This window comes from Luteimonas sp. YGD11-2 (assembly GCF_004118975.1).
Lineage (GTDB): Bacteria > Pseudomonadota > Gammaproteobacteria > Xanthomonadales > Xanthomonadaceae > Luteimonas > Luteimonas muca.
The window spans coordinates 1,494,910-1,519,026 of the sequence record NZ_CP035376.1 but is presented as its reverse complement, the minus strand read 5'-3'; the positions used below and the strand labels follow the sequence as shown (position 1 = coordinate 1,519,026).

Annotated in this window: 22 protein-coding genes, 1 tRNA gene and 1 pseudogene; 11 read left to right on the top strand and 13 right to left on the bottom strand. The window is 70.2% G+C overall.

Features of this window, described 5'->3' with window-relative positions:
* Positions 1-2: 2 nt before the first annotated feature.
* The gene (locus ERL55_RS06890; protein ID WP_241685882.1) at positions 3-1,076 is read right to left on the bottom strand and encodes an efflux RND transporter periplasmic adaptor subunit; all 1,074 of its coding nucleotides are present in this window, start codon (positions 1,074-1,076) and stop codon (positions 3-5) included.
* 516 nt (positions 1,077-1,592) lie between these two features.
* Between ERL55_RS06890 and ERL55_RS06885 the strand changes: the two genes are divergently transcribed.
* Positions 1,593-1,928, top strand: a complete 336-nt coding sequence (locus ERL55_RS06885; protein ID WP_129137245.1) for a cytochrome c — start codon at positions 1,593-1,595, stop codon at positions 1,926-1,928.
* Positions 1,925-2,371 carry a cytochrome c gene (locus ERL55_RS06880; RefSeq protein WP_241685863.1) on the top strand — a complete coding sequence of 149 codons (447 nt, stop codon included), beginning with the start codon at positions 1,925-1,927 and terminating at the stop codon, positions 2,369-2,371. The genes ERL55_RS06885 and ERL55_RS06880 overlap by 4 nt, the downstream gene beginning before the upstream one ends.
* Before the next feature lie 59 nt (positions 2,372-2,430).
* On the opposite strand, the gene ERL55_RS06875 is transcribed toward ERL55_RS06880, so the two are convergent.
* Both ERL55_RS06875 and ERL55_RS06870 read right to left on the bottom strand, forming a co-directional pair.
* Positions 2,431-4,041 carry a hypothetical protein gene (locus tag ERL55_RS06875; protein WP_129135772.1) on the bottom strand — a complete coding sequence of 537 codons (1,611 nt, stop codon included), beginning with the start codon at positions 4,039-4,041 and terminating at the stop codon, positions 2,431-2,433.
* 16 nt (positions 4,042-4,057) lie between these two features.
* Positions 4,058-4,651, bottom strand: a complete 594-nt coding sequence (locus ERL55_RS06870) for an NfuA family Fe-S biogenesis protein (protein WP_129135771.1) — start codon at positions 4,649-4,651, stop codon at positions 4,058-4,060.
* 96 nt (positions 4,652-4,747) lie between these two features.
* On the opposite strand from ERL55_RS06870, the gene ERL55_RS06865 reads away from it, so the two are divergent.
* Positions 4,748-5,089, top strand: coding sequence for a 4a-hydroxytetrahydrobiopterin dehydratase (locus ERL55_RS06865; protein ID WP_129135770.1), 342 nt, complete (start codon positions 4,748-4,750; stop codon positions 5,087-5,089).
* 227 nt (positions 5,090-5,316) lie between these two features.
* Here ERL55_RS06865 and ERL55_RS06860 read toward each other — a convergent pair whose 3' ends face one another.
* On the bottom strand, positions 5,317-6,282 hold the full coding sequence (locus tag ERL55_RS06860) for an RluA family pseudouridine synthase (protein ID WP_129135769.1): 966 nt from the start codon (positions 6,280-6,282) through the stop codon (positions 5,317-5,319).
* 474 nt (positions 6,283-6,756) lie between these two features.
* Here ERL55_RS06860 and ERL55_RS06855 point away from each other — a divergent pair, with 474 nt between their 5' ends.
* Positions 6,757-10,200 (top strand): Rne/Rng family ribonuclease, encoded by a 3,444-nt coding sequence (locus ERL55_RS06855; RefSeq protein ID WP_129137244.1) that lies wholly within the window; start codon positions 6,757-6,759, stop codon positions 10,198-10,200.
* A gap of 64 nt (positions 10,201-10,264) precedes the next feature.
* Here ERL55_RS06855 and ERL55_RS06850 read toward each other — a convergent pair whose 3' ends face one another.
* From ERL55_RS06850 to serS, 5 genes and pseudogenes are all read right to left on the bottom strand, one after another.
* Positions 10,265-10,912: a response regulator gene (locus tag ERL55_RS06850; protein WP_129135768.1), complete on the bottom strand. Its 648-nt coding sequence runs from the start codon at positions 10,910-10,912 to the stop codon at positions 10,265-10,267.
* Positions 10,913-11,001: 89 nt separating this feature from the next.
* Positions 11,002-11,091 (bottom strand) — tRNA-Ser (locus ERL55_RS06845).
* Between the two features lie 401 nt (positions 11,092-11,492).
* Positions 11,493-12,410 (bottom strand): annotated as a pseudogene (locus ERL55_RS06840) (LysR family transcriptional regulator); the annotation flags it as partial.
* A gap of 70 nt (positions 12,411-12,480) precedes the next feature.
* Positions 12,481-12,819 (bottom strand): hypothetical protein, encoded by a 339-nt coding sequence (locus ERL55_RS06835; RefSeq protein ID WP_129135766.1) that lies wholly within the window; start codon positions 12,817-12,819, stop codon positions 12,481-12,483.
* Positions 12,816-14,096, bottom strand: a complete 1,281-nt coding sequence (gene serS, locus ERL55_RS06830) for a serine--tRNA ligase (protein WP_129135765.1) — start codon at positions 14,094-14,096, stop codon at positions 12,816-12,818. The genes ERL55_RS06835 and serS overlap by 4 nt, the downstream gene beginning before the upstream one ends.
* A gap of 115 nt (positions 14,097-14,211) precedes the next feature.
* On the opposite strand from serS, the gene ERL55_RS06825 reads away from it, so the two are divergent.
* Positions 14,212-14,835 carry an energy transducer TonB gene (locus ERL55_RS06825; RefSeq protein WP_164972137.1) on the top strand — a complete coding sequence of 208 codons (624 nt, stop codon included), beginning with the start codon at positions 14,212-14,214 and terminating at the stop codon, positions 14,833-14,835.
* A 77-nt stretch (positions 14,836-14,912) separates the two neighbouring features.
* A complete protein-coding gene (locus ERL55_RS06820; protein ID WP_129135763.1) occupies positions 14,913-15,485 on the top strand; it encodes an energy transducer TonB in 573 nt (190 codons plus the stop codon).
* A 12-nt stretch (positions 15,486-15,497) separates the two neighbouring features.
* Here ERL55_RS06820 and aroA read toward each other — a convergent pair whose 3' ends face one another.
* Genes aroA through serC form a run of 3 tightly spaced genes read right to left on the bottom strand, consistent with a single transcriptional unit; the run spans position 15,498 to position 19,069 of the window.
* Complete coding sequence (aroA, locus tag ERL55_RS06815; protein ID WP_129135762.1) at positions 15,498-16,850, bottom strand: 3-phosphoshikimate 1-carboxyvinyltransferase; 1,353 nt, start codon at positions 16,848-16,850, stop codon at positions 15,498-15,500.
* A complete protein-coding gene (pheA, locus tag ERL55_RS06810; protein WP_129135761.1) occupies positions 16,847-17,980 on the bottom strand; it encodes a prephenate dehydratase in 1,134 nt (377 codons plus the stop codon). The genes aroA and pheA overlap by 4 nt, the downstream gene beginning before the upstream one ends.
* A gap of 3 nt (positions 17,981-17,983) precedes the next feature.
* Positions 17,984-19,069, bottom strand: coding sequence for a 3-phosphoserine/phosphohydroxythreonine transaminase (gene serC, locus ERL55_RS06805; protein ID WP_129137243.1), 1,086 nt, complete (start codon positions 19,067-19,069; stop codon positions 17,984-17,986).
* Positions 19,070-19,228: 159 nt separating this feature from the next.
* On the opposite strand from serC, the gene msrP reads away from it, so the two are divergent.
* The gene (msrP, locus tag ERL55_RS06800) at positions 19,229-20,215 is read left to right on the top strand and encodes a protein-methionine-sulfoxide reductase catalytic subunit MsrP (protein ID WP_129135760.1); all 987 of its coding nucleotides are present in this window, start codon (positions 19,229-19,231) and stop codon (positions 20,213-20,215) included.
* A gap of 45 nt (positions 20,216-20,260) precedes the next feature.
* Complete coding sequence (locus tag ERL55_RS06795; RefSeq protein WP_129137242.1) at positions 20,261-20,878, top strand: protein-methionine-sulfoxide reductase heme-binding subunit MsrQ; 618 nt, start codon at positions 20,261-20,263, stop codon at positions 20,876-20,878.
* A 22-nt stretch (positions 20,879-20,900) separates the two neighbouring features.
* On the opposite strand, the gene ERL55_RS06790 is transcribed toward ERL55_RS06795, so the two are convergent.
* Complete coding sequence (locus ERL55_RS06790; protein ID WP_129135759.1) at positions 20,901-21,692, bottom strand: FHA domain-containing protein; 792 nt, start codon at positions 21,690-21,692, stop codon at positions 20,901-20,903.
* Positions 21,693-21,776: 84 nt separating this feature from the next.
* Here ERL55_RS06790 and ERL55_RS06785 point away from each other — a divergent pair, with 84 nt between their 5' ends.
* The 3 genes from ERL55_RS06785 (at position 21,777) to ERL55_RS06775 (ending at position 23,962) form a co-directional block, all read left to right on the top strand.
* Positions 21,777-22,055 (top strand): polyhydroxyalkanoic acid system family protein, encoded by a 279-nt coding sequence (locus ERL55_RS06785; protein ID WP_129135758.1) that lies wholly within the window; start codon positions 21,777-21,779, stop codon positions 22,053-22,055.
* Between the two features lie 143 nt (positions 22,056-22,198).
* A complete protein-coding gene (locus ERL55_RS06780) occupies positions 22,199-22,897 on the top strand; it encodes a phasin family protein (RefSeq protein WP_164972136.1) in 699 nt (232 codons plus the stop codon).
* A 120-nt stretch (positions 22,898-23,017) separates the two neighbouring features.
* Positions 23,018-23,962 (top strand): restriction endonuclease, encoded by a 945-nt coding sequence (locus tag ERL55_RS06775; protein ID WP_129135756.1) that lies wholly within the window; start codon positions 23,018-23,020, stop codon positions 23,960-23,962.
* The last annotated feature ends 155 nt before the right edge of the window (positions 23,963-24,117 follow it).

The window sequence follows — 24,117 nt, the reverse complement described above, 5'->3', positions numbered from 1 at the left end:
GTTCATTGACGTTCGCCGCTGCTGTCGTTGGATGCGTCGGCCGCCGCTGCCGCCATGCGCGGGCCGATCACCTGCACCAGGCCGCCGTCGCGCAGGGCCACCTTGCCGGCGGTCACCACCGCGTCGCCTGGCTCGAGACCCTTGCGGACCTCGACGAAGTTGCCGTCGATATAGCCGAGCTCGATCGGCGTGCGCACCGCCTTGCCTTCGCGCACCACGTACACCGAGGGCTCGCCCTCGTCGTCGAGCAATGCCAGGCGCGGGATCGTGAGCGCGTCGGCGCGCTCGTCGTAGTCGATGCGGATGCGGCCGAACATACCCGGCTGCAGGTTGTCGCCGGCGAACGCGCAGATCACCCGGAACGTGCCGCTGCCCGCATCCACCACCGGCGCCACGCGGTCGACCGTGCCGACGAACTCGCGGCCGGGCAGCGCGTCCACCTGCAGGCGCACCGGCAGACCGGCGCGCAGGGTGGCGAGTTCACGCTCGGGCACGTTGAGCGTGGCCTCGAGGCGCGAGTTGTCGATGATGCGCAGGATCGGCGTGTTGATCTGCACGAAATTGCCGGTCTTGATCGACCGCGAGGCCACCACGCCGGAGATCGGTGCGACGACGTTGGTGTACGACAGCTCGAGCTGCGCGAGCCGGTAGGCCGCCCGCACATTCTCGAGGTCGTACTTGAGCTGCTCGTGGTCACCGGCGCTGATGAGCTGCTGCGAAGCCAGCCGGTCGGAGCGGTTGAAGTTGCTCTCGAGCTTGCTCAGCTGCGCCTGCAGCTGCGCCAGGTTGAGGCGCGCGCGGTCGGGGTCGAGCCGCACCAGCGGTTGCCCCGCGCGGACGACATCGCCTTCCTCCACCAGCACCTGCAACGCGACGCCGGAGGTCTTAGCGACCACCTGGGCTTCGGCCTGCGCTTCCAGTGGCGCCGTGCCGGTGTAGCTCGCCGCGATCGCACGCCGCGAGGCTTCCGCCGTTTCCACCGGCACCGCGGTGGCGGCCGGATCGGCCTGTTCCTTTGCCGCGGCATCGCCCGACCCCTTGCCGCAGCCCGCGAGCAGGGCGAACAGGAAGACCATTCCGATGGCCGTCAGGCCCTGGCGCCGGCGCGTGGCCGCTACACGATACGAACGCATGTCCGTGGATCCCCGAAAACGTGTGATTGGTGTTGTAGTTATGTATATCACCAGGACCCGGCGACACCATCCGCCGAAGGTCATGGTGACTCGTGGCGAGCCACCCGCCGCCGCAGGCGACGACCTGTTGGTCCGCCCGATGCGCCCGAAGTTCCGGTTCCCCATCCGGCATCGTGGGTGACCAGCGGCACCCCCGCTCCGGTCCCGTGATGCCGGGCGCGCATCGTAAGCCATCACGCCCGGGCCGACGCATCTCCATGGCGCCACCAACGCCGCCACGTGCCGCGCCTGGCCATGCCCGCAGCGGGATGGTGGCCCCGGACATCGATGGCCGCGCATCTTGGGATGCACGGTGAACGCAGGCTATACTCGGGCGATTGCGCGCCAGGGGAAGCGGGTGCCCGATCCCTTCCGGCCCACGCCACGCGAACCCAGCCAACAGGAATGCGGAACAACATGATGCGACCGCTACTTGCCGCCTGTATTGCCCTTGCCGCCGCCAGCGCGGCCCATGCGCAGCAGCCGCAGCCGGCCACCGGCACACCCGACCTCGAAAACGGTCGCATGCTGACCTACACGTGCCACGGCTGCCACGGCATCCCGAACTACAAGAACGCGTATCCCAACTATCGCGTGCCGAAGATCGGCGGCCAGCCCGAGCCCTACCTGGTCAACGCGCTGACCGAATACCGCAACAGCGGTCGCCGGCACCCGACCATGGAAGTGCAGGCAAAGAGCTTCTCCGACCAGGACATCGCGGATATCGCGGCGTTCCTGTCCAGCCTGCAGCAGTGAGCCGCGCCATGACCCGTCTGCATCTCATCGCCTTTCCGATCGCCACCGCCCTGCTGCTGTCGGCCTGCTCCGGCAGCAACGACAGCGAGCATGCCGCCACCGCCCAGAACCGTTCCTCGTCCGCTGGCCTGCCCAAGGGCCGCGTGGAACAGGGCGAAGCGCTGGCGCACACCAAGGGCGAGGCCACCGGCCAGTCCTGCATCGACTGCCACGGCCCCGACGGCAACGAGCCGCTCGACCCCACCTACCCGAAGCTGGGCGGCCAGTACGCCGATTACCTCGCGCACGCGCTGATGGCCTACCGTGCCGGCGAGCGCTCGAACGCGCTGATGGCCAACCAGGCTTCCGGCCTCAACGACCAGGAGATCGCCGATCTCGCGGCGTACTTCGGTTCGCGCCCGTCGCAGATCGTCACCCTGGAAGCGGCGCACTCGCAGCGCTGAGGGACAACACGCCGCAACGACACCGACGGAGCCGCAAGGCTCCGTCGTTCGTTGGGGGCTTACCAGGCGTCGTTGCCTTCCTGCAGTTCCGGCTTCCAGGGGATGTCCGGTGGCGGTCGCGCCTCCGCTTCGACGTCCTGCATGTTGGGGTCGGTGACCCCGCAGCGCCCCCCCAGGGCCAGCAGCGACACGTCGCAGCGGATGGACTTGCTGGTACCGGGGATCGGGATCAGCACCGTGCGCACGCTGCGGCGCACCCATTCCTCGAGCAGGTTCTCGTGGGGCACCCAGAAGGGGTCGAGCGAGGTCGGTTCGAAATCCGAGGATGGACGGCGCAGCCAGGTGCCCATGCGGTCGATCTTCTCGTAGTCCTCGGTGATCGTGCCCGGGGGCAGTCCGCCACCAACGCGCCCGCCGGCCCCCGGCGGCAGCTGTGGACGTCCGTCGCGGTTGAACAGCCCAGCAGTGCCGGCCTGTCCACCCGGGCGATCCTGCGCCGCGGTATCCCAGTCGTCGCCGGGGCGCGCTGACGGGATCGCTCCGGGCGCCGGTGACGCGGTCGCGCCGGCCCCGGCGGCGGTTGCATCCGGCCGGGTGCCCGCATCGCTGGACCGGGTCGCGCCCGCACTGGCGCTTGCGGAGGACGAGGGCGTCGACGCCGCGGCGTCAACACTGGCGGTCCCCTGCCCTTGCGATGTGTCGCGCAGCGCGATCTCGCGCACCGGAGCCGCCGGCGCATCGCGTTCGACGACGGGGGCCTCCACGGATGGCGCCGCGATCCGCGGCACCTCGGCACGGCGGATCGGAACCACCACCTCGCGTTCGGCCAGCTCCACCACCGGTTGCTCGATACGCGGCGCGGCGGCCATTTCCACCGGCCGCAGCTCGGGAGGCGTGGGCTGGGCCAGTTCCACCGGCTCCTGCACCGGGATCTCGCGGTCACGCAACTCCACGGTGCGCTCGCGCAGCGTCGGCTGCAGTACCGGAACCTCCGGCGGTGGCGGAATCAGGAAGGTGGTATCGGGCGTCGGGGTCTCGGTGACCACGAGCGGCTGCTCCGCGACCGCTGGCGCGGGCTGTGGCGTCGGCGGCGGCGACTCCTGCGCGACGCTCGCCGCAGCGGGTTCCGGCCGGGCCGTCGGCGGCGGGGGTGGAGCCGACGACGACCGCTGCGGTTCGGAAGTGTCCTCGGCGTCGGCCGACGCGGGTGGGCCGCCCCCCTCGTCGCGTGGAGTGCCTTCGCCGATCCACGTCACCTCGATGACGCTGTCGTCACCGACCTGGCTCGGGCCGGCCCACGGCGGCACGATCAACAGCCAGCCGAGCAGGAACAGCCCGAGCAGATGCAGCACGCCGGAGACCGCGCCGGACAGCCGCCGCGTGCCGCGCTCATCATCGGGAGCCGGTTCCCAGTGTTGCCGCCACAGGGTGGTGAACACCTGCCAGCGGTTCGCCAGCACCTCCCCCGGCGGCAGCGGGCGCGGCTCGCGCGCCGCCAGCAGCGCGACGATGTCGGCAGCCGCCGCGCCGCGCACCTGGCCGGGACGCGCGCGCAGCGTGTCCAGCCATGTCTGCCAGCCGGGCGGGAACACGCCGGCCGGCAAGGGTGGACGGATGGAGCGGCGCTGGCGCCTGTGCAGCGCGGAAATCAGTTCGGCGGAGGAGAACACTCGCGCCGGGGCCCTGTCAGGCGACGTCGCGCGGCACGTACGGCGCGTCGCCGGTGTCGTGGTCGGTGGCGTCGCGCACGGCGGTCACCCCCGGCACCTTCTCCATCAGGGTCTTCTCGATGCCCTGCTTGAGGGTCACGTCGGCCATGCCGCAGCCGTGGCAGCCGCCACCGAAACGCAGCACCACCACGCCGTCGCCGGTCACTTCCACCACCGATACATGGCCGCGATGCTGGGCCAGCTGCGGGTTGATCTCGTGCTCCACAAGCCAGCGGACGCGCTCGACCAGCGACGCCGAATCCGCCGGCACCTCGCCCTTGATCTTCGGGGCGCGGATCTGCAGCTGGCCACCGGTGGCCTGCGTCGCGTAGTCGATCTCGGCGCCGTCGAGCCAGCGCACGCTCGCGGCTTCCAACCACAGCGTGAAGCCCTCGCAGTCGACGGCCCACTCGTCGCCCTGCAGGTCGCCGGGTTCGGCGAACTCGAGGCGCACATCGGCGCGCGAGGTGCCCGCGTGCATGGCGGCCAGGCGGACGCCCAGGCCGGGAAGGCCTTCGCGTTCGATCAGGGTACGGAAGTGGGTCTGCGCGCTGTCGGAGATCTGGATCATCGGCGTATTCTAGCCCTCCCGTCACACCTTTTCCGGAACGCCGACGTGCGCGGCACTGCGCCGTTGGCCTGCGGTTGGATTACCGAGGAGCCCGCCATGTCCGATCTCGTGCCGCTTGCACAGGCCCATTGCATCCCCCGCAGGGGTGTCGAACACCGGCTTCCCGAAGCGCGCCTGCGCGAACTTTTGCCGGAACTGCCGGAATGGGCACTCGCCGAGAACGGCCACGCACTGGTGCGCACGTTCCGCTTCGACGACTACCACCGCACCATGGCCTTCGTGAACGCACTGGCCTTCATCGCCCATCGCGAGGACCACCACCCCGACCTCGGCGTGCACTACGACCGCTGCGTGGTGCGCTGGTCGACCCACGATGTCGGCGGCCTGTCCGAGAACGACTTCATCTGCGCGGCAAAGGCCGACGCGCTGCTGGGCTGACAGCGGCTCCGCCGCGGATCGGCCCAAGGGGGCACGGATCACGCGAAACGGTGGCTCGCCATCCGGATGCGCCTTCCCGCACGGTCGCTCCATGGCCGATCTGCGCGCCGTAACCTGGACCGATAACGCCGGGCGCGCGAGGGGCGTATCGACCCCCGCTTCATTGTGGCCACCCGCCACGCGTTGCCGTGACCCGCGTTCATCCGCGTCAACCCGCGGCGGCCGGCTCAGCCGCCCAGCGCATCCAGTGCGGTCGCGAGCTCCGGCGCCAGCGGCGCATGCAATACATAGGGCACGCTGCCGCCCTCGAGCGCGAACTCCATCGATGCGGCATGCAGGGCCAGGCGCTTGAGCCCGATCTGCTCGCGCAGCCGGCGGTTCACCTCGGGATCGCCGTACTTGTCGTCGCCGGCCACCGGATGGCCGATGTGCTGGGCATGCACGCGGATCTGGTGGGTGCGGCCGGTCTCGATGCGTACCTCGCACCAGGAGTGGCCGCCACGACGTTCCAGCACGCGGAAGTGGCTGACCGACGGCTTGCCGGCGTCGTTGACCTGCACATGGCGCTCGCCGCCCTGGCGCAGGCCGACATGCAGCGGCGCATCGACCGTCATGGTGCCGTCCGGCATCCGCCCGACCAGCAACGCGAGGTAGCGCTTGGCGATGCCCCCGTCATCCTCGCGCATGAGCGCCTGCAGGGTGGTCAGTGCCGAGCGTTTCTTCGCGATGACCAGCAGGCCGGAGGTATCGCGGTCGAGGCGATGGACCAGTTCGAAGGGTTCGTCCGGCCGCAAGGCGCGCAGGGTCTCGATCACCCCGAAGCTGATCCCGCTGCCGCCGTGGCTGGCAATCCCCGACGGCTTGTTCAGGGCCAGCAGGCGGGCATCCTCATACACGACCGCCGATTCGATCGCCTGCAGCAGCCCCTTCGCCGGGCGACCGCTGGCGCCTGCCTCCTCCAGCCGCACCGGCGGGATCCGCACCTCGTCGCCGCCGGCGAGCTTGCGCTCGGCCTTGGCACGGCCGCCATTCACGCGCACCTGCCCGGAGCGCACGAGCTTGTAGACAAGGCTGCGCGGTGCGCCTTTCAGCTGGCCGAGCAGGAAGTTGTCGAGACGCTGGCCGTCACGGTCGTCGGGCACCCGGACAGTGCGGGCGCCACCGGCGCGTTGGGGCGGTTCTGAATGGGACATCGGCGATTTTGATCTGCTACACTCGCCGCGCGAGATAAGGGTTTGATTTCGCAGGGAGTTGCGAGCTGTGCGGCCGAGATGGCCGGCGCCGCGCGCGGGGGCCGAAAGCCCACCTTCCTTCGATTCCGATGCAGTGCGCGGCCACCGCCCCCGGGGCGGACATGTTAGCGGCTCATTGGCAGACCCGGCCATCGTCCGGCCCGCGAGGTTCCGGTGTAATGAACATGACCCGCGTGGCGGACGGCCCAGCCGACCCGCCTCCGGCCTTCAAACAGACAACGAAGAACAAGCGCTCCCGCGGTACGCCGTGGTGTCGCAGCGCTGGAATACCCAAGGCCGCGCCGCCAGGCGCCGGGGCATCCCATTGCCCTGCCCCCCGGGCTTGTCCCGGGTGACGCGGTCCAAGTCTCCAGAGGCGAGACGCCCCCGGCGTTCCGCGCGGTGTAGCGCGCGAGGAACGCACCCATGAAACGCATGCTGATCAACGCCACGCAGGCTGAAGAACTGCGCGTGGCCACCGTTGACGGACAGACGCTCTACGACATCGACATCGAGCAGCCGTCCCAGGAACAGCGCAAGTCCAACATCTACAAGGGCCGCATCACCCGGCTCGAACCTTCGCTGGAAGCCGCCTTCGTCGATTACGGCGCGGACCGCCAGGGCTTCCTGCCGCTGAAGGAAATCTCGCGCGACTACTACCAGGCGGGCGTCGACCATCGCAACGCCGGGATCCGCGAGCTGCTGCGTGAAGGCCAGGAGGTCGTGGTCCAGGTCGAGAAGGAGGAGCGCGGCAACAAGGGTGCCGCCCTGACCACGTTCATCTCGCTGGCCGGCCGCTACATGGTGCTGATGCCGAACTCGCCCACTGCCGGTGGCGTGTCGCGCCGCATCGAGGGCGAGGACCGCGCGGCGCTGAAAGAGGCGATGGACAAGCTCAACATCCCCGACGAGATGGGGGTGATCATCCGCACCGCCGGCGTCGGCCGTGACGCCGAAGAGCTGCAGTGGGACCTCGACTACCTGCTCAGCATCTGGAAGGCGATCTGCGACGCCGCGCTGTCGAAGCCGGCCTCGTTCCTGATCTACCAGGAATCGCGCCTGATCACCCGCGCGCTGCGCGACTACATGCGCGCCGACATCGGCGAGATCCTCGTCGACACCCCGGAGATGTACGAGGAGGCGAAGGAGTTCGTCGAGCAGGTGATGCCGCACAACCTGCGCAAACTCAAGCACTACACCGACGACACCCCGCTGTTCAACCGTTTCCAGATCGAATCGCAGATCGAGAACGCCTACGAGCGCACCATCCGCCTGCCGTCGGGCGGCGCACTGGTGATCGACCAGACCGAGGCGCTGACCGCGGTGGACGTGAACTCGGCGCGCGCCACCCGTGGCGGCGACATCGAGGAAACCGCGTTCCACACCAACCTGGAAGCCGCCGACGAAGTGGCCCGCCAGCTGCGCCTGCGTGATCTGGGCGGCCTGGTGGTGATCGACTTCATCGACATGTCGTCCTCCAAGCACCAGCGCGAGGTCGAGAACCGCCTGCAGAACGCGCTCAAGTACGACCGCGCGCGCGTGCAGCTGGGCCGGATCTCGAAGTTCGGCCTGCTGGAGATGAGCCGCCAGCGCCTGCGTGCAAGCCTGGGCGAGTCCAGCCAGATCGTCTGCCCGCGCTGTGATGGCCACGGCCGCATGCGCAGCATCGAATCACTGTCGCTGTCGATCATCCGCGTGGCCGAAGAGCACGCGATGAAGGACAACACCGGCCAGGTGCTGGTGCAGGCGCCGGTGGAGATCGCCAACTACCTGCTCAACGAGAAGCGCGGCGCGCTGGCCGAGATCGAGAAGCGCCATGCCGCGCCGATCGTGATCGTCGCCGACGAGCAGCTGCACACCCCGCATTACGAGGTCACCCGCATCCGCGAGAACGAACTCGGCGAGGAAACCAGCAAGCCGAGCTACCAGCGCGGCACCCCGCGCAAGCTCGCGACCATCGCGCTGAACAAGAACAACCTCAACGTGCCGCCGCCGGCCGTCACCAACGTGCGTCCGGCGCAGCCGGCGCCGGTGCGCGAGCCGCGTGAGGAGACGCCTGCACCGGTGGCGGCTGCCGCGCCCGCGGCGCCTGTCGCGGCACCGCAACCTGCGCCCGCCGCGGGCCTGGTGGGCTGGTTCAAGCGGCTGTTCGCTTCCGAGCCGGCGGCACCTGCCACTGGCGGCAATCGCGGCAACCGCCCACAGGCGGACCGCGACGACGCCTCGGCCGATCGCAATGGCCGCGGCGCTCGCCGCGGTGACCGCCGCCAGGGCCGTGACGGCGGTGGTGGCAACGGACGCCGCGACGAGCGCCGCGGTCCCAAGCCGGCGCAGGCCGAGCGCAACATGCAGCAGGGTGGCCGTGATGCGCGCAACGCGCAGTCCGAGCAGCGTCCTGAAAAGGGCGAGAAGGCCGCCAGGGGTGCGCAGGGCGCACAGCAGGCGGCCGCCCAAGCGCAGCAGAACGGACAGCAGAAGCAGCCGCGCCCGCCGAAGCAGCCGAAGCCCGCACCGCAGCAGGGCGGACGCAGGTCCGAGGCGGCCGACGCGGGGGCACCGCGTGGGCAGGTCGAGGAGCCGCGTCGCGACGACGTCGCGGTGACCGCCGCGGCGACCGAGGCCACCAGGCCGATGGCCGCAAGCCCGGTCGAAACCGTCGAGACCAGCACCGCATCGCCTGCAGTCGATACCAATGTGCAGCTCGCAGCGGACGTCGCCGAGGCGGCCCCGGGCACGACCGGCAGCGACGCCGGGTCGGCACCGGATGACGGCAATGGCGAGGGTGATGGTGGCAGCCGTCGCCGTCGCGGACGTCGCGGTGGCCGCCGCCGTCGTCGCGGCAACGGCGAACAGGCCGCAGCTGGCGAGGACGGTGCGATGCAGGACGACGATGCCGCGTCCGATGGCCCGACGGCCGCCGTCGATGGCTCGCAGCCCGAGTTCGACTTCGACGACATGCCGGCAGCGACCCCCGAGCGTGCCGCCGCGCCGATGCAGGACATCGCGTCCGGCACCGAACCTGCGCAACGTGCTGCCGCCCGCGTGGCCGCCTCCGCCGTGGCGATGACCGCCGCGGCTGCAGCCTCGGCACCGCAGCAGGCAACGGCGCCCGAAGCGGAAACCGCGAAGGCGAACCCGCAGCCGGCACCGCCTGCCTCGCAGGATCGCTACAGGTCCAACCATGACCGCGGTGGCCCCGAGGTCGAGCCAGAAGCCGTGGAGGCCACCACGGACGCCGAGCTGCCCTCGCTGGCGGAGCCGGTGGCCAGCGAGCCTGCCACCGCAGCGCCGGCCGACGCACCCGCGCCTGCCCACGCCCAGCCCGTGGACGTCGCCGATGCCGGGGCCGCACCGTTGCCGGCCGGCACCACGCAGACCGGGACGGCGTCGCCGGCCGACGCCTCGACTGTGCAGCAGGTCGCCGCGCAGACGGAGCCTGCGGTCGGTGAACCGGCGCGGCTCCAGCCGGAGCCCATGACCGAGGTGGCCGAAGTGGCTGATGCCACCGAGCCGCCGGTCGACGCTGCGGTTCCGGTTGCGGTCGTCAATCCGACGCCTGCCGATGACGCGGTGGCCGGCAGCGAAGCCGCGCCGGAGATTGCCACGGCACCCGCAGCCGCGGAGCAGCCTGCAGCACCGGCGATGCCTTCCGCGCCGGCGACCGATCCGGTGATGCCCGGCCTGTTCGACGCGAAGACCGGTAATGCGCCGGACCCGCTCGGCAGCAGCGCTCGCGACGCCGAAGCCGAGGCCACTGCAGACGGCGTGCAGGCCGGGGAACAGGCCGGGGAACAGGCCGGTGTCGACGGCGACGGCAGCGGGCATGCCGCGACCGTGCAGGAGACCGGCGCCGATACACGTCCGCCGCGCGACGCCTGATCATCGGCAAGGCAACACGAAAAGGGCGGCCTTCGGGCCGCCCTTTTTCGTTCCGTCCAATCGGCTAGAGCGCGTGCGTCGGGTCCGCCAGACCGTACTGGCCGGCGAGACGCGCCAGCGCGATGGTGTCCTGCAGTTGCAGCTTGACGAACATCCGCGTCTTGTGGGTGTTGACGGTCTTCGCACTGAGGCTGAGCCGGCGCGCGATTTCCTCCTGCCGCAGGCCCTGGATCAGCAGCATGGCGATCTCGAGTTCACGCGCGGACAGCTGGTCGAACGGGCTGTCGTCGCCGGCCAGCGCGGACAGCGCCATGTTCTGGGCGATGCTGGTGGCCAGATAGCGCTTGCCGGCAGCGACCACGCGCACCGCGCGCAGCAACTCGCTGGCATCGCCGGCCTTGCCGACGTAGCCGGACGCGCCAGCATCGATCAGACGTTTGGGCATCGGGCCGTCCTCGAGCACCGACACCACGATTACCCGGGGCCCGTATTTGCCGCGCACGATCCGCTCGGTCACCTCCAGCCCGCTCAGGCCCGGCAGGTGCAGGTCGCACAGCACCACGTCCGGCGTCAGGCGCCGGATCTCCGGCAGCGCGGCCTCGCCGGTCTCCGCCTCACCCACCACTTCGATGTCGACTTCGCTGGCCAGGATCATGCGCATGCCGGTACGGACAAGCGCATGGTCGTCTACCAGAAAGACACGGATGGTCATCCTTGGCCCCTCCCTCTGCTTTCCCCGCGCACGAGGCTAGCGAGGCAGCGGGGGGATCGCAAGGCGTCGGCGTGGCCGGTATTCCCGAGTGGCGGAGAGAGTGGGATTCGAACCCACGGAAGGTTTGACCCTTCGGCGGTTTTCAAGACCGCTGCCTTAAACCACTCGGCCATCTCTCCGATATCGCTCACTGCCGGTTTGACCAGCGGCTGTGCCGCTGTTCCCTGCGGCCTCCGGCCTCCGGGTCAAGACCGGTGCCTTCAACCACTCGGCCACGCTTCCGAAACTTCCTGTCCATCAGGGCGGTTTGACCAGTGGCTGCGCCACTGTTCCCTCCGGCTTGCGCCTCCGGGTCAAGACCGCTGCCTTGAACCACTCGGCCATCTCTCCGATATCGCTCACTGCCGGTTCGACCAGCGGCTGTGCCGCTGTTCCCTCCGGCCTCCGGCCTCCGGGTCAAGACCGGTGCCTTCAACCACTCGGCCATTTTCCCGGACTGTACCGGTCAGGATATTGTCGCATGCGTGGCCGGCGCGGATGTACCACGCGCGCGCGGCTCGCCGGTCTTCGCGCGATGCTTGCAGTCCAGGCTCGATTCCTCGAGCAGCGGTGGCAGCCGTTCGGCGAGGTAGTCGATGAACACCCGCACCGCTGGCAGCAGGCCACGACGCGACGGAAACACCGCATGTGCGATGCCCTGCGGCAACGTCCAGTCGGGCAGCACCACTTCGAGTTCTCCGCTGCGCACCGCGTCGGCGCAGATGGTCTCGGGCAGCATGGTGATGCCGAGCCCCTGGCGGGCCAGCGACATCAGCATCGGGAAGTCGAAACCCGCCACCCGCGGCTTCAGTTCGATGCGCTGCACCTGGCCGTCGCCGCCGTGCAGTTCCCAGCGCTGCTTCACCTCGTCCTCGCCCATCGTCATGGTGACGTGCTCGCGCAGGTCCTCGGGCTCGCGCGGCCGCCCGGCCCGCTTCAGATACTCCGGGCTGGCGACCAGCAGTTCCTGGATATGCCCGAAACTGCGCATGACCAGGCTGCCGTCGTCGTCGAGCCTGGAACGCACGCGCACCGCGATGTCGAACCCTTCGTTGATGACGTCCACGCGGCGGTTGTTCACATGCAGCTGCACCCGCACCTGCGGATAGCGGGCGAGGAAGTCCGGCAGCAGCTTGGGCATCGACTGCTGCGCGATCGATACCGGCACGCTGACGCGCACCAGCCCCCGCGGTTCGGCACTGAGGCGATCGACCACCTCGCGTGCGGCGGTGGCCTCGGCCAGCATCGACTGCGCGTGGCGGTACACGCTCTGGCCGACGTCGGTCACGGCGAAGCGGCGCGTGGACCGTTGCAGCAGGCGCACGCCGAGCTCGTTCTCGAGCTGGCTGATGCGCCGGCTCAGTCGCGATTTCGGAATGCCGAGCGCACGTTCGGCCGCAGCGAAACCGCCGTGATCGACCACCACGGCGAAATAGTAGAGGTCGTTGAGGTCCTGCATGCGCGACGCCTGATGGAACGATGGGCGCAATCGAATCACGTCCGTCCCGATTGCACAACACTGGCCGCGATCAGGATGCTGGCCGTGGTGCCTTCGCCGCCATCCACACCAATCCGGCGATCAGGCCAAGCCACGCAGCCATGATCCCGACCAGCCAGCCGACTTCCGGTGTGGCGCGCAGTACCAGCACCACCAGCGTTCCCCATACCGCAAGCTGCAGCAGCACCCGCAGCGGCAGCCTGTGCCGCAGCAGCCAGTCCAGCCCGGCGAGCAGGATGCCGATGGCGAACCACGTCGCGCCGCGCGCCAGGTCGCCATCAAGCATCCAGATCACGCCGAAGAACAGCACCGGCGACAGCAATGGCGCATTCGCCAAGTGCTGGGCGAGCGTTCGCCGGGCGACGGTCATTCGATGACGTCCGCGCCCCCCATCCACGGGCGCAGGGCCTCGGGAATCGCGATGCTGCCGTCGGCGCGCTGGTAGTTCTCCATCACCGCGATCAGCGTGCGCCCCACCGCGAGGCCCGAGCCGTTGAGCGTGTGCACGAGTTCGGGCTTGCCGGTGTCCGGGTTGCGCCAGCGCGCCTGCATGCGCCGGGCCTGGAAGTCGCCGACGTTGGAGCACGAGGAGATCTCGCGGAAGGTCTGCTGCGACGGCAGCCACACTTCGAGGTCGTAGGTCCTGCGTGCCGAGAAGCCCATGTCGCCGGTGCACAGCAGCATGCGGCGATATGGCAGGCCGAGGCGCTCGAGCACGGTCTCGGCGCAGCGGGTCATCCGCTCGTGCTCGGCATCGCTGTCGTCCGGGCGCGTCACCGACACCATTTCCACCTTCTCGAACTGGTGCTGGCGGATCATGCCGCGGGTGTCGCGGCCATGGCTGCCGGCCTCGGCGCGGAAGCACATCGAGTGCGCGGTCATGCGCAGTGGCAGGTCCGCGGCTTCGACGATTTCGTCGCGCACGATGTTGGTGAGCGGCACCTCGGCGGTGGGAATCAGGTAGCGCGTGCTGTCGCCCACCCGGGTGGCGAACATGTCGTCGACGAACTTGCCGAGCTGGGCGGTGCCTTCCATGGTCTCGGCATTGACGATCAGCGGCACGCTGGTTTCCTCGTAGCCGTGCTCGTTGACATGCAGGTCGAGCATGAACTGCGCGAGCGCGCGATGCAGTCGCGCAAGGCTGCCGCGCAGTACGGTGAAGCGTGCGCCGCTGAGCTTGGCGCCGGCATCGGCATCCAGCCAGCCGTGGCGCGTGCCCAGTTCCACGTGGTCGCGCACATCGAAATCGAACTGCGGGATCGCACCCCGGCGGTGCTGTTCGACGTTGGCCGACTCGTCCGCGCCCAGCGGCACGCCGTCGTCGGGCAGGTTGGGCAGCGTGCGCACGATGGCGTCGATCTCGCCACGGATGGCCTCCAGCCGGCCCTCGCTGGCCTTGAGCTCGTCGCCGAACCCGGCCACTTCCGCCAGCAGCGCGGCGACATCCTCGCCCTTCGCCTTGGCCTGGCCGATCGCCTTGCTGCGGGTATTGCGCAGGTTCTGCAACTCCTGCGTGCGCACCTGGATCTGCTTGCGCTCGGCCTCCAGACGCTCGAGTGCACCCGCATCGAACTCGAAGCCCCGCGTCTCGCGCAGGCGTCGGGCGATCTCATCGGGGCGGGCGCGCAGCAGGGCGGGATCGAGCATCGGAACGTCCAGGCGAAAGGCAATGGCCGGCGATTATCGCCCGTGGGGCCAGCGGCCGCATCCGCAGCGTGTGCAAGAATGCGGCGACGTCGACCGTCACTGGAAGAACCCCGCCTTGCGACTTGCCCGTTTGCCGTTGCCTGCCCGCATCGCGATCGCGATGGGCATCGCCTTCGCCGTCGGCCTGCTGCTGTTCGCCCTGGTCTATTTCGGCAACCGTGCGCCGGTGCTGCCGGGCGCGGACGTCGACCGTGCAGCACCCGTGCAGCCGCGCGCGTCGGGTGCACTGCCGGCGCCGCAGCCGGCCAGCGCGGATCCCGACATGCCCGGCCTGTACGGGCCTGCGCCCGTGGATCCGGGCATCGCCGGTATGGCGCGGCCCGCAGCGGCGGTAACGCCGGCGCCGCAGGTACCCGGCGCGGCCGCCGACGCACCACCCTCCGCTGCCGCCGCGACGGCGCCCACCACCCGACCGGTCGCAGTCCGCCGGCAGCAGCCGAGCTACCCGCGCACGTCGTTGCGGCGTGGGGAAAGCGGCGAGGTGCTCGTGCGCGCACGGGTGGGCACCGATGGCCGTCCGCGCGACGTTGGCGTGGCCCGCAGCAGTGGCCACCCGGCACTCGACCGTGCGGCGGTTCGGGCGGTCGAGCGCTGGCGTTTCGAGCCGGCGCGGCGTGACGGCCAGCCGGTGGATGACGAGGTGCAGGTTCCGGTGGAGTTCGTCAGCGGGCGCGGATAAGTACGCGTGCGCACCCGTAACGCGGCCCGCACATCCGCTGTGGAACGCTCGACGCCCCACCTGAACAGGGGTCACCCATGAACGATCCACGCCGCACGGACGATGTCCGCCAACCCGCTGGCGAGCCGCCGCGCGAGTCGCTGCCGCGCAAGAGCTCCAGCCCCCTGCTGTGGATCCTCCTGCTGATCGCGCTGATCGCGGTTGGCTGGTACTTCTACAGCCAGCGCGGCCCCGTCAACGCGCCGGAGGCGCCGCCCACGCCGATCGGCACCAGCCCGGAGATCGGCGACGGCACCGCCCCGCCCCCGGCCAGCGAGCGCCCACGCCCCGAGCCCGCACCCGCGCCGGCCGTCGGCGTGACCCGCGATGCCAGCCCGGTGACCCCGATCGACCCCGGCTACCCGGCCGCCGCCCTGCGGGCACGTGAGGAGGGCCTTGTCATGCTGAGCGCCAGCGTCGACAGCGAGGGCCGGACCGGCGACATCGAGATCATCGAGTCCAGCCGTTCGCGGGAACTCGACCGTGCCGCGCTTGCGGCGGTACGCGATGCACGTTTCTCCCCGGCCATGCGCGATGGCGAGCCGATCGCCTCCACCGTGCAGGTGCCGGTGGACTTCCGCCTCGAGGCCAACGCGTCCGCGCAGCGCTGAGCACGCGCGACTTCAGGAAGTCCGATCCACGGCGAGTGCGGCAGGGAGGCCGCCCTCCCGTGCCAGGCCGAAGCCTGCGGCCTGGCCGAGTTCCACGAATCCCGGAAACGACGTGGCGACGTTGGCCACGTCCTCGATGATCACCGCATCGCGCGCGCACTGCGCGGCCACCGCGAACGCCATCGCCACGCGATGGTCGCCGTGGCTGTCGACGCGGCCGCCCCGCAGTTCGCCGCCATGGATGCGCGCCCCGTCCGGTGATTCGTCCACCCCGATGCCCAGGGTGCGCAGCCCCGCGGCGACCGTGGCGATGCGATCGGATTCCTTGACGCGCAGCTCGGCGGCGCCGCGCACGGTGGTCACGCCCTGCGCGCAGGCGGCGGCCACGAACAGTGCCGGGAACTCGTCGATCATGTCGGCCACATGCTCCACCGGCACCTCGATGCCATGCAGCGGCGCATGCCGGACGACGAGGTCGGCAACCGGCTCGCCTCCCTGCTCGTCCGCGGTCTCCACTGTGATATCCGCACCCATCAGCCGCAGCACGTGCAGCAGTCCGATGCGCCGCGGGTTCATGCCGACCCGGCGCAGGCGCAATCCCGAACCCGGCACCAGGGTGGCGGCGACGATGAAGAACGCCGCCGAGGAGAAATCCGCTGGTATGTGCACGTCGGTCGCGCGCAGCCGATGACCGCCAGGGACGATGGCGCGGCCCGGTGAAAACGTGAGCGGCCAGCCGAAGGCCGCCAGCATGCGCTCGGTGTAGTCGCGCGTGGGCTGCGGTTCGATGACGGTGGTGCTGCCCTCGGTAAACAGACCTGCCAGCAGCACCGCGGACTTCACCTGCGCACTGGCGACGTCGGCGATGAACTCGATGCCCTGCAGCCGCGTAGCGCCATGCACCTGCAGCGGCGGCAGCCCGCCATCGGCGGTGTCGATGCGCGCACCCATGCGCGCCAGCGGCACGGTGACGCGGTGCATCGGCCGCTTCGACAACGAGGCATCGCCGACCAGCACGCTGTCGAACGGCTGACCGGCCAGAAGACCGGCGAGCAGGCGCATCGCGGTGCCGGCGTTGCCGCAGTCGAGCGGCGTCGATGGCGCACGCAGGCCATCGATGCCCACGCCATGCACGATGCGGCTGCCGGCCTGCGGCGTGTCGATCCGCACGCCCAACCGGCGGAAGATCGACTCGGTGGCGCGGGCGTCCTCGCCCTCGAGGAAGCCGTCGATGCGCGACACCCCATCGGCCAGCGATGCCAGCATGATCGCGCGGTGCGAAACCGACTTGTCGCCCGGAATTTCCAGCGTGCCGCGCAGGGCGGAGCCCGGCATGGCATTCCATGACACCAGGGGGGCGCTCATGGCACCGCCACCGGGAACGACCCCAGCACCCGCACGTCCCCGGCGAAGGCGTTGAGTTCGTCCAGTGCGTCGCGCAGCGGTGATTCCTCCGCGTGTCCCGACACCTCGATGAAGAACGCGTACTGCCAGAGCCCGCCATGGGCCGGGCGCGATTCGATGCGGTTCATGCTGATGCCACGCCGCGCCAGCGGATCGAGGATCGAATACAGGGCACCCGGCTGGTCGCGGATGAATACCAGCAGCGAGGTGCGGTCATTGCCCGACGGCGGGAAGGCCGCGCGGCCGATCACCAGGAAGCGTGTGGTGTTGTCGTCGCGGTCCTCGATCGGGCCGGCCACCACCTGCATGCCGTAGACATGGGCGGCGTTTTCGCCGGCGATCGCCGCTGCGTCGTCGGCATTGCGGGCGCGGCGCACGCCCTCGGCATTGCTCGCCACCGGATGCTTCTCGGCGGTGGCGAGGTGCTGGCGCAACCAATTGCGGCATTGCGCGAGGGAGAGACCGTGCGAGTACACGCGCTCGATGTCCGCGAGGCGGCCGGTGCGCGACAGCAGGTACTGATGCACCCGCAACTCGACCTCACCGCAGATCATCAGCGGCGAGGTCAGGAAGAGGTCCAGGGTCGACTGGATCGTGCCCTGCCCTGAATTCTCCACCGGCACCACGCCGAAGTCGGCGGTACCGCTGGCAACCTCGTCGAACACCTCCTCCACGCTCGCCAGCGGAATGCCCCGCGCGGAATGGCCGAAGTGCCGGTGCACGGCCTGCTGGGAGAAGGTGCCCTCCGGCCCGAGGTAACCGACCTTGAGCGGCTCCTGCTGGGCAAGGCACGCCGACATGATCTCGCGGAACAGCCGCACCAGCACCTCGTCCGACAGCGGGCCCTGGTTGCGGTCCACCACTCGGCGCAGCACCTGGGCTTCGCGCTCGGGCCGGTAGTAGTCCACCGCGGCGGCCAGCGGGCCCTTGGCGCGGCCGACCTGGCGTGCCCACTGCGCACGCTCGGCGATCAGCGACTGGATCTCGCGGTCGATGCCGTCGATCTGCGCGCGCACCGCGGCAAGGTCGGGCACGGCCGATGGCGCGTCGTCGCCCGTCCCGATGCCAGGCGGCCTGTCGTCGATCGTCATCGCTCAGCCCCGACGCTGCTGGAAGTCGCGCATGTAGGCCGCGAGCGCCTCCGCGCCGGCAACCGGCATCGCGTTGTAGATCGATGCGCGCATGCCGCCGAGCACGCGATGGCCGCGCAGCCCGATCAGGCCCGCCTCTCGGGCGCCGGCGAGGAAGTCCTCGTCCAGCGCGGCGTCGTGCAGGAAGAACGGTACGTTCATGCGCGAACGCACCGCCGCATCGACGTCGTTGCGGTAGAAACCGCCGGAGCCGTCGATGGCCGCGTAGAGCACGTGCGCCTTCGCGGCGCTGCGACGGGCGAATTCCTCCACCCCGCCCTCGTCGAGCATCCAGCGCACGGTGAGCCCGAGCATGTACCAGTTCCAGCTGGGCGGCGTGTTGAGCATGGATTCCGCGGCAAGGTGCGCGCGGTAGTCGAAGATCTCCGCACGCGGCTGGCCCGCGCGCGCCAGCAGTTCACGATCGACCACCACGACACCGATGCCGACCGGGCCGAGGTTCTTCTGCGCACCGGCATAGATGAGCCCGTAACGGCCGACATCGATCGGCTCGGAGGCGATCGATGAGCTGAAGTCCGCGAACAGCGGCACCGCGCCGGTGTCGGGCACCTCGCGGAATTCGACGCCATGGATGGTTTCGTTGGCGGTGATGTGTACGTAGGCCGCATCCGCCGACAGCGCCCACTGCGCGCGCTCCGGGATGCTGCGAAAGCCGTCGGCCTCGCTGCTGGCGGCGATGCGCAGGTCGACGTACGGCGCCACCTGCTTCAGCGCTGTGCGCCCCCAGTGGCCGGTGACCACGTAATCGGCAGGCTGCCCCGGAGCGGCGAAGTTCAGTGCGATCAGCGCCTGCTGGGTGGTGGCACCGCCGCCGAGGAACAGCACCGCGTAGTCGTCGGGAATCCCGACCAGCGTCCGCAGGTCCGCTTCGGCGCGGCGTGCGACTTCGATGAATTCCTCGCCGCGATGGCTCAGCTCGACGATCGATGCGCCGGCGTGGCCGTATTCGAGCATCTCCTCGCGAGCCCGCTCGAGGACGGGCTCGGGCAGCGCGGCCGGGCCGGCGCTGAAGTTGTAGGCACGCGACATGGTGGCGACATCCATCTGTGGGAGGCCGGCCGGCTGTGCGCCTGCCGGTGGCCTAGTATGCCGCAGCGTTGCGCAGGCAGGACGCGCGTTCGCGCGCATGCAACACCCACGGGCGCACACTGCCGTCGACCGGGTGCCCCACCCGACTGGAGCCGGATCATGGCAGGCGACCGCAGGATCTTGCGCGAGGCGCTGCGCATCCGCGAAGACGACGTCACCGACGAGGCCGTCTGGCGGCAGCGCCGCCGGCTGCTCGCCGCGTTCGGTGCATTTCCCGCGCTCGGGCTGTCGGCCTGCGCCGGGGCCGAAGCGCCTCCGGCACCCGCGGGACCGCCCCCGTCAGCTGCCTCGGTGGAGGCCGGCTTCTCCACCGACGAGGTGCTGACCCGCGAGACCGACGCCACCACCTACAACAACTTCTACGAGTTCGGCACCGGCAAGGCGGATCCCTCGCGCGCCGCGCGCACGCTGCGCACCTCGCCGTGGCAGGTGGAGGTCGGCGGCGAATGCGCGCGGCCCGGCACGCTCGAACTCAACGACCTGTTGCGCGGCTTCCTGCCCGAGGAACGCATCTACCGGCTGCGCTGCGTGGAAGGCTGGTCGATGGTGATCCCGTGGCTGGGCGTTCCGCTGGGCGACGTGCTGCGACGCTTCGAGCCGACGTCGAAGGCGAAGTACGTGGCATTCACCACGCTGGCCGACCGCGCGCAGATGCCGGGGATGCGCTACCGCTCGATCGACTGGCCCTATCGCGAGGGGCTGCGTATCGACGAGGCGATGCATCCGCTGGCGCTGCTGGCCACGGGGATGTACGGCAAGCCGCTGCCGCAGCAGAACGGCGCCCCACTGCGGCTGGTGGTGCCGTGGAAGTACGGGTTCAAGAGCATCAAGTCGATCGTGGCCATCCGCTTCGTCGAACGCATGCCGCCCACCGCATGGAACGACCTGCAGCCGCGCGAATACGGGTTCTTCGCCAACGTCAATCCGGACGTCGACCATCCGCGCTGGAGCCAGGGCAGCGAACGGCGCATCAGTGGCACGGAGGGCAAGCTGTTCGCCAACCGCATCGCCACCCGGCCGTTCAACGGCTATGCGGACCAGGTGGCGTCGATGTATGCAGGCATGGACCTGCGGCGCTGGTACTGACCGCGCGTGCCGGCATCCCCGAACCGCAGGGCCGCGCCGCGCGGGCTGATCGCCGCCAAGGCCGCCGTGCATGCGCTGGCACTCGCACCGGTCACGCTGCTGGCATGGCGTGCGTGGCGGGTACAGACCGGCACCGACATCGACGCGCTGGGCCCCGACCCCGTGGCGATGATCGAACACACGCTCGGGCTGTGGGCGCTGCGCCTGCTGCTGCTGACCCTGGCGGTGACCCCGCTCAGACAGTTGACCGGCCAGCCGCAGCTGCTGCGCTTCCGGCGCATGCTGGGGCTGTACGCGTTCCTCTATGCCAGCCTGCACTTCGCCGCGTGGCTGGTGCTGGACCTGCGCATGGACTGGGCCGGCGTCGCCACCGAGATCGCACGCCGGCCGTTCATCACCGTGGGTTTCCTCGCGTGGCTGTTGCTGGTGCCGCTTGCCATCACCTCCACCCGTGGCTGGATGCGCCGCCTGGCCGGTGCGTGGCAGCGCCTGCATCGGCTCATCTATGCGATCGCCGCACTGGCGGTGCTGCACTTCTGGTGGGTGGTGAAGTCAGACATCCGCGAACCGCTGCTGTACGCGGTGCTGCTGGCACTGCTGCTGGGCTGGAGGCTGTGGCGCAGGCTGCGCCCTCCGGCAGCGCGCGCGCGCCGCGCCGGCTGATCACCGGCCCCGCCGCGCACCGTCAGTCCGCGCCGTAGAGCAGCAACAGGCTGAGCAGGCCGGCGATCAGCAACGCCGTCAGCAGCAGCCACGGCAGCGGCCACGGGCGCCGCCCTGGCGATTCGTCCTCGTCGGATGGCAGCTCCACCTCGGGCAACGCCGGCGCATGCGATCCGCCGCCCAGCGGCGCCTCGACCACGAAGCGGTGGTAGGCATCGAAGACCACCTGGTCACCCGGCTGCAGCAGTGCGTCGCGCACGCTCTCACCGTTGACGATGCTGCCATCCGCGGAACCCAGGTCGCGCAGCAGCACGTCCCCGCGGACCAGTTCCACGCGTGCGTGGCGCTCGGCGAATGCCGGGTCGTCGATATGGATGTCGGCCTCGGCGTGGCTGCCGACCAGCCGCGGACGATCGAGGGTGAAGCTGCGCCCGTGGTGGCGCCCGCCGATCGCGCGCAGCACGATGTGCAGCCCCGCTGCGGCGTCCGCCGCGGTGGCCAGTTCACCCACGCCCGGCCTGCGCACGGGCGCCCCGCCCAGCAGCCGCAGTTCGGCGCCTTCGAGATGCAGGGTGTCGCCCCGGCGCAGCATCGCCAGCCGCTGCACCGGACGCCCGTTGACATGCACCCCGCGCCGGCCTTCACCGACCGTGAGCCACACGCCGCGCCGGTCCACGCACAACAGGGCGATGGCATCGCCCCCCTCGATGCGACCGATGCCGCCGCCGGAAAGCTGGCCGATGCGGTGCATGCCGACATCGAGCGGCAGGTCAGGCTGATCGCCGCCGACGAAGCGGAGTCTGAGGATTTCCATGCGCGGCGAATCTAGCACGCGCATCGCTGGAGTCGGCTTCCGGCTGCACGCAGAATGGGTGCCCGTCCTGCCACCAGGTGCACCATGTCCGATATCGACATCCGCCATCCCCATTCGCTGCCGTTGCCGCAGGCACGTGCAGCGGTCGAGGAGATCTCCGCGAAGTTGGCGCAGAAGTTCGACGTGCGCTGTGCATGGAATGGCGACGTACTGAACTTCCAGCGCTCGGGCGTCGACGGCGCGATCGCGCTGGCCGGCGACGAGGTGCGCGTCACTGCCAGACTCGGCTTCCTGCTGTCGGCGATGCGCGGCCCGATCGAAGCCGAGATCCGCCGCGTGCTGGAAAAGGAATTCAGCGCCTGAGGCACCCGGGCGGGGATCCTCCCCGCCCTCCGGCCCATGCCGTCACCGGACCTGCCGGCATACGGGCATCGACGACGCCTCTAGACGCCGCGCTAATGCCGGGTACGACACGATCGGCTGGTCACACGACGCTGGAGACCAGCATGGCGACGTACAAGAAAGCCGACGACACCCGCACCGCGACCCCGCCGCCACCGCCGCCCGAAACCTCGTTCCAGCGCGCCCTCGGCGAATCGGCGCAGCAGATCTGGCTCGCCGGACTCGGCGCGCTCGGGCGCGCGCAGGAGGAAGGCGGCCGGTTGTTCGAAACCCTGGTACGCGAGGGCCGTGAGGTCGACCGCAGTGCCCGCGGTGATTCCGGTCCACATGCCGATGATGTGCGCGATGGTCTCGGGTCCACCATCGATGACGCCCGGGAACAGGTCACCGCCGGCTGGGAGCGCCTCGAACGCCTGTTCGACGGCGGTCTGCAGCGCACCCTCACCCGCATGGGCGTTCCGACCCGTCGCGATGTCACCGAGCTCAATGCGCGCATCGAGGCGTTGACGGCCGAGCTGCGCGCGCGCGACGCCGCAGCACGCCGCGAGAAGGCACGCCGGGCCGACGGCGACGACGCCGCCACCAAGCCGCGCGCCCCGGGCACACGCCGCAGCCGGTCCGGCGCGACCGGTGCCCGTTCGGCATCGGGCGGCACCGCGACGTCTGCAGTCGCACCTGGCGCCGCCAGCTCATCGTCATCGACCGCGGCCGCGAAACCGACGGGCGCCGGCACGACAGGCTCTGCTGGCACATCCACCACCCCGCTGCCGGCGACTTCCAGGGGGCCGGACACTGGCGCCTGACCACCAACGCCGGGATGTCCGGGCAGGTGCCGCCGCAGGCGGCGCCTTTAACCCCCAGCGCGAATCCGTCTATCCTGCCGACCGCCGGCCGCAGGGGACCGGCCTCGAAAAGGGGTTGTCGTGAGTGCAGTACTGCAGTGGGTCGTCACACTGGCGGTGATGGCGGCGGTGGGGATCCTGGGAACCGTCTATGTGCGCGGCGTGCTGATGCGCCGCGACGAGACCGCCGCGGGCATCCGTGCGCTTGCGGCGATGTCCTGGCGGGAATTCCTGCACCTGGTGCTGGAGGCCATGGCCCGTCGCGGATTCACCCGCGTTCTGGACAGGGAGGTCGCTTCGGGCGACAGCGAGTACACCCTGGGCCGCGGTCAGGAACGCTGGCTACTGGCGTGCAAGCACGGCAGCGCCTACGTGATCGGCAAACTGACGGTCAACGAGCTGGTCAGCGACGTGCACATGGCCAATGCGACCGGTGGACTGCTGGTCACCCAGGGGCGGATCGACGACAACGCGCGCGCGGCTTCTGCCAACCAGCGCATCGAACTGCTTGATGGCGCCACCCTGTGGCCGGAAGTGCGCGAGCTGGTCAAGCCTGCCCAGCTGGAGGCGATCTGCGCAGGCGCCGCCCAGCGCGCCCGCCAGCGCACGCTGATGGTCTGGTTGGCGGCGCTGCTGGCCGGCATCGCGACGTTCATGGTGGTGCCCACCCTGCTCCCGCCGCGCACGGAAGCGTCCGCGGCGCCGACGGTGTCGGTGCCTGCATCGGGTCCGCCCACTGCACCATCCGGCGATACCCTCGAGGCCGAAGCGACGGATCTGTCGCCGGAGCAGCAACGCCAGGCCGCCATCACCGCGATCGCGACGCTGCCGATGGTCGACCGCGCCCTCTGGACCACCCAGTCCACGCTGGAGGTCCATCTGCTCGATACCGACGCCGACCAGGCGTTCGAGGCGCTATGCCCGCTGATCGTCCGTCACTCGGCGATCTCCTCGTCCCGGATCCAGCTGACGCCTCCCCCGGGCAGCGCCGCGCAGGTGCGGTTCCGGCAGTGCCGGAGCTACTGACGACCGGCTACGGCATCGCCCAGGCGGTGTCACGGCCTGGTCATCCTGCTGCCATGGTCCGATCATCAGCCCGCGATTGAATGTGCCGCGAGCGGAATCGGCCCGCCGCACCAGAGCACGTCGTGTCCATGAAGCACTACGCCCGGTTCGCGGCG

Coding starts and splice junctions, on each gene's coding strand:
- ERL55_RS06865 (WP_129135770.1), top strand. CDS start 4,748: ATGTCCGATCTCGTGCCGCTTGCACAGGCCCATTGCATCCCCCGCAGG.
- ERL55_RS06835 (WP_129135766.1), bottom strand. CDS start 12,819: ATGACCGTCGCCCGGCGAACGCTCGCCCAGCACTTGGCGAATGCGCCA.
- ERL55_RS06885 (WP_129137245.1), top strand. CDS start 1,593: ATGCGACCGCTACTTGCCGCCTGTATTGCCCTTGCCGCCGCCAGCGCG.
- aroA (WP_129135762.1), bottom strand. CDS start 16,850: ATGAGCGCCCCCCTGGTGTCATGGAATGCCATGCCGGGCTCCGCCCTG.
- ERL55_RS06850 (WP_129135768.1), bottom strand. CDS start 10,912: ATGACCATCCGTGTCTTTCTGGTAGACGACCATGCGCTTGTCCGTACC.
- ERL55_RS06820 (WP_129135763.1), top strand. CDS start 14,913: ATGAACGATCCACGCCGCACGGACGATGTCCGCCAACCCGCTGGCGAG.
- ERL55_RS06855 (WP_129137244.1), top strand. CDS start 6,757: ATGCTGATCAACGCCACGCAGGCTGAAGAACTGCGCGTGGCCACCGTT.
- ERL55_RS06870 (WP_129135771.1), bottom strand. CDS start 4,651: ATGATCCAGATCTCCGACAGCGCGCAGACCCACTTCCGTACCCTGATC.
- ERL55_RS06860 (WP_129135769.1), bottom strand. CDS start 6,282: ATGTCCCATTCAGAACCGCCCCAACGCGCCGGTGGCGCCCGCACTGTC.
- serS (WP_129135765.1), bottom strand. CDS start 14,096: ATGCTCGATCCCGCCCTGCTGCGCGCCCGCCCCGATGAGATCGCCCGA.
- pheA (WP_129135761.1), bottom strand. CDS start 17,980: ATGACGATCGACGACAGGCCGCCTGGCATCGGGACGGGCGACGACGCG.
- serC (WP_129137243.1), bottom strand. CDS start 19,069: ATGTCGCGTGCCTACAACTTCAGCGCCGGCCCGGCCGCGCTGCCCGAG.
- msrP (WP_129135760.1), top strand. CDS start 19,229: ATGGCAGGCGACCGCAGGATCTTGCGCGAGGCGCTGCGCATCCGCGAA.
- ERL55_RS06785 (WP_129135758.1), top strand. CDS start 21,777: ATGTCCGATATCGACATCCGCCATCCCCATTCGCTGCCGTTGCCGCAG.
- ERL55_RS06780 (WP_164972136.1), top strand. CDS start 22,199: ATGGCGACGTACAAGAAAGCCGACGACACCCGCACCGCGACCCCGCCG.
- ERL55_RS06890 (WP_241685882.1), bottom strand. CDS start 1,076: ATGGTCTTCCTGTTCGCCCTGCTCGCGGGCTGCGGCAAGGGGTCGGGC.
- ERL55_RS06790 (WP_129135759.1), bottom strand. CDS start 21,692: ATGGAAATCCTCAGACTCCGCTTCGTCGGCGGCGATCAGCCTGACCTG.